The sequence below is a fragment of the Wolbachia endosymbiont of Glossina morsitans morsitans genome, assembly GCF_000689175.1.
Lineage (GTDB): Bacteria > Pseudomonadota > Alphaproteobacteria > Rickettsiales > Anaplasmataceae > Wolbachia > Wolbachia pipientis.
Genome location: NZ_AWUH01000147.1, coordinates 1 through 5,159 on the forward strand (window position 1 = coordinate 1; position 5,159 = coordinate 5,159).

Here is a 5,159-nt window from a genome sequence, read left to right on the forward strand (position 1 = left end):
ATACTTCCACATTAATAATTTTTTTCTCATAGTTTACCATATTTACCTTACCAGTAAAATTTTGAAAAAGACCATCATTAATTTTCACTTTTTCACCTTTTTCATAACCTTAACTTCTTTGTCTCTTGAGCATTATAAAGTGCATTAGACATTGAGTGAATCTCATCATCCAAAATCACCTTTGGAATATTACCGTTTTTCAAAAATCCATAAACCTTAAGAGATTTTGGTATATTATTGATAAAATTCAATACTTCATCGCATAAATTCACGTATAAAAAGACATAACCAGGAAAGCATTTCCTTCGCGTAGCAATTTTCTTAGATTTCAACTCTACTTCACTTAGCTCTTCATATGGAATAAAAACTTCCTTAAGGTAATCATTAACACCCAATCTCATAGAATTTTCCAATATATGTTGGCGCACTTTCTCTTCACAATTAGAAGGAAGTCTCAAGATATACCATTTATACCTATTAAATTCTTTACACTTTAAACTTATCTCATCATCTAAAATCATCTCAAAATTACCAGATTCGCCACTGCAGAATCCAGGCGTTTGATTCAAAATATTTTTGCTTTCATCACACAGATGCATATATACATAAACTTCACATAATTCTTTTATATCAGACTTTGAATTACATACCGTTTGATAAGGAATAAACACTTCCTTAAAATAAACAGCATTACTTACCAATTCGCGTATACCTTGCTCATATCCATAATCAACTTTAATGATATACCATTTATATTCACATTCCATAAATAATTCCAAATAAAGCCTTAATTACGTAAAGATACATAAAATCCACAAAGCAGAAGAAAATCGAAAAGCATAATATAACAATCATTACAACAAATAGAGATGACAACACCTCCTGTTTCTTTACCGAAGCAATTCTTCGTATTTCTTGCTTTATATCACAGAAAAAACCACACAAACTTTTTAACATTTCGACCATAACATTAATGCAGGAGCGACAGGAATTGAACCTACAACCTCTGGTTTTGGAGACCAGCGCTCTACCAATTGAGCTACACTCCTATAACTCAAACTCTCACTCTAAAATTTCAGAAACAACACCAGAACCAACAGTTCTACCGCCTTCTCTTATCGCAAAACGCAATCCCTTATCCATTGCTATCAGTACTTGCAATTCTACTTCTACACTCACATTATCTCCTGGCATTACCATCTCCTCCCCATCTAGCAATTTTATGCTCCCAGTTACATCCGTTGTCCTTAAATAAAACTGTGGCTGGTAATTCCCAAAAAATGGCGTATGCCTTCCTCCTTCCTCTTTCTTTAATATATAAACCTCCGCCTTAAACTTTCTATGCGGTGTTATCGTCCCCGGTTTCGCTAATACTTGCCCTCTCTCCACTTCTTCTCTTTTTGTTCCTCTCAACAATATTCCTACATTGAGTCCTGCACTTCCCTTATCCAGCAACTTCTTAAACATCTCAACATCGGTACATATCGTCTTTTGCGTCGCTTGCAGACCTATTATCTCTATCTCTTCTCCCGTCTTTATCTCTCCCCTCTCTATTCTTCCTGTTACCACTGTTCCTCGCCCCGATATCGAAAATACATCTTCGATTGGCAATAAAAATGGTAAATCCACAGGCCTTGGTGGAACCGCTACATATTCATCTAACTTTTCCATCAATTTGTCTACTGATTTCTTTCCATATTCGCTGCTGTCATCCTCCAGCGCCTTGAGTGCTGAACCAACCACCACAGGCACTTCATCCCCTGGAAATCCGTATTTACTCAGTAATTCCCTCACTTCCATTTTTACTAAATCTATCATATCAGCATCAGCAACATCAGCTTTATTTATATACACCACGATATATCCAACACCTACCTGCTTCGCCAGCAATACATGCTCTCTCGTTTGTGGCATTGGCCCATCAACCCCCGACACCACCAATATCGCCGCATCCATCTGTGCTGCACCTACTATCATGTTCTTTACATAGTCAGCGTGTCCAGGACAATCAACGTGTGCATAATGCCTTTTTTCCGTCTGATACTCAACATGCGCTGTTGCTATCGTTATCCCCCTCTTCCTTTCTTCTGGCGCTTTATCTATCTGATCGTACGCTACAAAACTTCCATAATGCTTCGTTATCGCCGCTGTTAACGTCGTCTTCCCATGATCCACATGTCCTATTGTTCCCACATTTACATGCGGCTTTCCAAATGCTTCCACTATTGCTGTCATAATTTAAACTTTTCTACCTAAAATACAAATACGTGAATAAATAATATGTTGATTTTACAAAAATACAACAAAAAAAGAGCGGATAGTGGGAATCGAACCCACGTCACTAGCTTGGAAGGCTAGAGCTCTACCATTGAGCCATACCCGCACAATGGAGGAGGTAGGATTCGAACCTACGTACGCTCACGCGGACAGATTTACAGTCTGTTACCTTTAACCACTCGGTCACTCCTCCGCAAAAATTTGTTAAGACAATACTATTTTAGCATCTTAACTTAAACTCTTATTGTATTTAATACTAAACGCCTAAAATTAAAAAATCAAGCAATAAAACCTACCCTGATTAAAATCACGCAGATTTCATTTTATACAACACAATATTGTCAATAAAACGTTTAAACAAATAATGCGAATCATGCGTACCTGGCGCTTCTTCTGGATGGTATTGCACAGAAAAGACTGGGTAATCCTTCATCATTATTCCCTCTACACTATTATCAAGTAGAGAAATGTGAGTAATTTCAACATTACTTAGAAGAGAAGCTGAATCAACAACGAAACCATGATTTTGGCTAGAGATCTCAACTTTTCCACTAATTACATCATAAACTGGATGGTTACTCCCTCGGTGACCTATATCCATCTTGATGGTCTTTGCCCCCAAAGTAATCGCAAGTAATTGATGGCTCATGCATATGCCAAAAATTGGTATTTTAGATTTTATAATAATGTCTATTTCTGAAACTACACTTTCTCCTATTTCTTGCGGATCACCAGGACCATTTGAAAGCACTATCCCATCTGGATTCATACTCAACACTTTTTGAGCAAAACCTGTGCTTGGTCTGATTAATTCAACTGTACAACCAAGTTCTATTAAGCGTGAAACTATACTGATTTTTACGCCAAAATCAACTATTACAACCCTATATTTTGAATTAAGGTCACTTTTAAAATTACTATGCAAGCTGACTTTATTGGTTATTTCTATCCCATTTACAGATTTGTATTCCTTAAATTTGTCCAACGCATGCGCCTTACTCGATGAGCATATCATTCCATTTTGAGATCCATGTTCTCTCAAATGTCTCGTTAAAGCTCTAGTATCAACTCCTGATATCCCAATCACGTTATTTTTCTCTAACCAATCATTTAAACTGATATATGAAGAAGGGTGGGACATAGAAGAAAGTTCACGCATAACCACACCACTTGCAAAAATTTTCTTTCCTTCATTATCCTTATGGTTTATTCCAACGTTACCAATATGAGGAAAAGTGAACGTTATAATTTGATCGGCAAAAGAAGGATCAGTTATAGTATGCTGATAACCGGTCATACCAGTGGTAAAACAGACCTCACCTATGCATTTGCCTTTTTTACCTACTGATTTTCCCCAAAAGCACTCGCCATCTTGTAAAATTAAAACTGCGTCCTGCACTTCATTATCTATTTAACTGATTCAAAGCAGTATACAAGAATTTCAAATAATACGTAACTCTTTCTAAAATTCCAAATTTAACCACGAAGCAGCAAAAAATAACATGTAAAAACTTTTAATACAATCTTTCATATAAAATATATAGTTGACTACCTTCATATTTCGTATCAGATATAGGTAAATCATAAATAAAGTGGAGGATAATAATGAACACTGGTACAAATCAATCAAAAAAAATAAATGAGAAGTGGTTAGCTGGAGGAATTGGCGCGCTATTATTTGTAATGATGCTACCGTCGATTCTTCTTTTAACAAAAATAGCTATAGGGCTAATTATGGTTTCAGTTGCAGCAATAGCGATAAAAGTTGCCTTAAAAACAATATCGAATGCTTTAGAGGATAAACAGGCAGATCAAAGCCAAGCGACGCAACAAACAATACAAAGTAAAATTATAAATCTGGCTATTGGATTAACATCTATATTCGTAGGAGGATTATCACTATTCATTATGGCACAAACTGGCTTAATTGCAGCATGTGCAGCTATAACTGCTTTAGCTCTACACGAATATGTTAAAAATCAAGAAATAGGAAAAGAGATAAATGATAAATTCGATAAGGTAGCTGACGATACAATCAATTTTATTATTAGCAGTGTTGAAAAACTTATTCCAACAAAGCCGCCAGGCATAACAGCCTAAACTGTCTCCGTTCAGGGCATAAGTGTTACAAGTAGCATTATATAAAGCGATTAATGGCATCCTCCTGATAATAGAATAATTGTATCTGTTCAGGGGCATCGCAAATATTGAAGCAAAAGTGGTCAGTGCTTACTATACGAATATTGTGATTTGAATCCACTAGGGAGGATGTCATCCCAGTGCCCAGACACTGGGATCCAGGAATTTTGATTAGAGATTAAATTGGTGAGTATAAAAGTAGCTAATCCTACGTTAAAATACAACGTTTTTAATGGGACTGCGTAAAAGGGCTGGATTCTAGTGTCAAGCACTGGAATGTCACCTTTGTGTTTGAGGCAAAACCTGCTATAACATTTCCTCGCAAACAAACGTTCGTACAGTTATGTATCAGCTACTTTCATGGCACCATTTGTTGTAAACTCACATTTCTCTATGATTATCTTTATTTGCCGCTTTCCCGAACGGATGCTCTACAGTTATTTCCTCATTAATAGAGCGAGGTGCACCGGAACCAGGTACAACAATATTCTCGTGCGATTGCGTATCCTTCTTTTCCTCACATGGTGTTTGCTTAATGAAATGTGCTGCCAAAACTTTATGTAAAGCTTTACCTTTTATAAGCACAGCCTCGTTTTGCTTAGCTAACTCTAAAATTTTCTTTGGTTCAACATCTTTACCGTCAATAGTTGATTTTTTAATACTAACTTGACCTAAATTTATATTTAGAACAACAGTACAGTTAAGGTCTTTTCCAGATTCATCTTTTGCACCCCAACTAATTT

4 protein-coding genes, 3 tRNA genes and 2 pseudogenes are annotated in these 5,159 nt (G+C 36.2%); 1 reads left to right on the plus strand and 8 read right to left on the minus strand.

What is annotated here, in order from left to right; genetic code table 11:
- The 7 genes and pseudogenes from nusG to carA all read right to left on the minus strand — a co-directional run.
- Nucleotides 1-767: pseudogene (gene nusG, locus WGMM_RS03750) on the minus strand (transcription termination/antitermination protein NusG); the annotation flags it as partial.
- On the minus strand, nt 757-966 hold the full coding sequence (secE, locus tag WGMM_RS07375; protein ID WP_038250313.1) for a preprotein translocase subunit SecE: 210 nt from the start codon (nt 964-966) through the stop codon (nt 757-759). The pseudogene nusG and the gene secE, both read right to left, overlap by 11 nt.
- Before the next feature lie 10 nt (nt 967-976).
- Nucleotides 977-1,049: transfer RNA gene (locus tag WGMM_RS03760), tRNA-Trp, on the minus strand.
- Nucleotides 1,050-1,062: 13 nt separating this feature from the next.
- A complete protein-coding gene (tuf, locus tag WGMM_RS03765; protein ID WP_038250291.1) occupies nt 1,063-2,235 on the minus strand; it encodes an elongation factor Tu in 1,173 nt (390 codons plus the stop codon).
- 77 nt (nt 2,236-2,312) lie between these two features.
- Nucleotides 2,313-2,383, minus strand: a tRNA-Gly gene (locus tag WGMM_RS03770).
- Between the two features lie 4 nt (nt 2,384-2,387).
- Nucleotides 2,388-2,470: transfer RNA gene (locus tag WGMM_RS03775), tRNA-Tyr, on the minus strand.
- A 114-nt stretch (nt 2,471-2,584) separates the two neighbouring features.
- Nucleotides 2,585-3,676, minus strand: a complete 1,092-nt coding sequence (gene carA, locus WGMM_RS03780; RefSeq protein ID WP_038250296.1) for a glutamine-hydrolyzing carbamoyl-phosphate synthase small subunit — start codon at nt 3,674-3,676, stop codon at nt 2,585-2,587.
- A gap of 206 nt (nt 3,677-3,882) precedes the next feature.
- On the opposite strand from carA, the gene WGMM_RS03785 reads away from it, so the two are divergent.
- Entirely contained in the window at nt 3,883-4,377 is a 495-nt protein-coding gene (locus tag WGMM_RS03785; RefSeq protein WP_038250301.1) for a hypothetical protein, read from the plus strand.
- Nucleotides 4,378-4,797: 420 nt separating this feature from the next.
- Here WGMM_RS03785 and WGMM_RS03790 read toward each other — a convergent pair.
- Nucleotides 4,798-5,159 (minus strand): annotated as a pseudogene (locus tag WGMM_RS03790) (hypothetical protein); the annotation flags it as partial.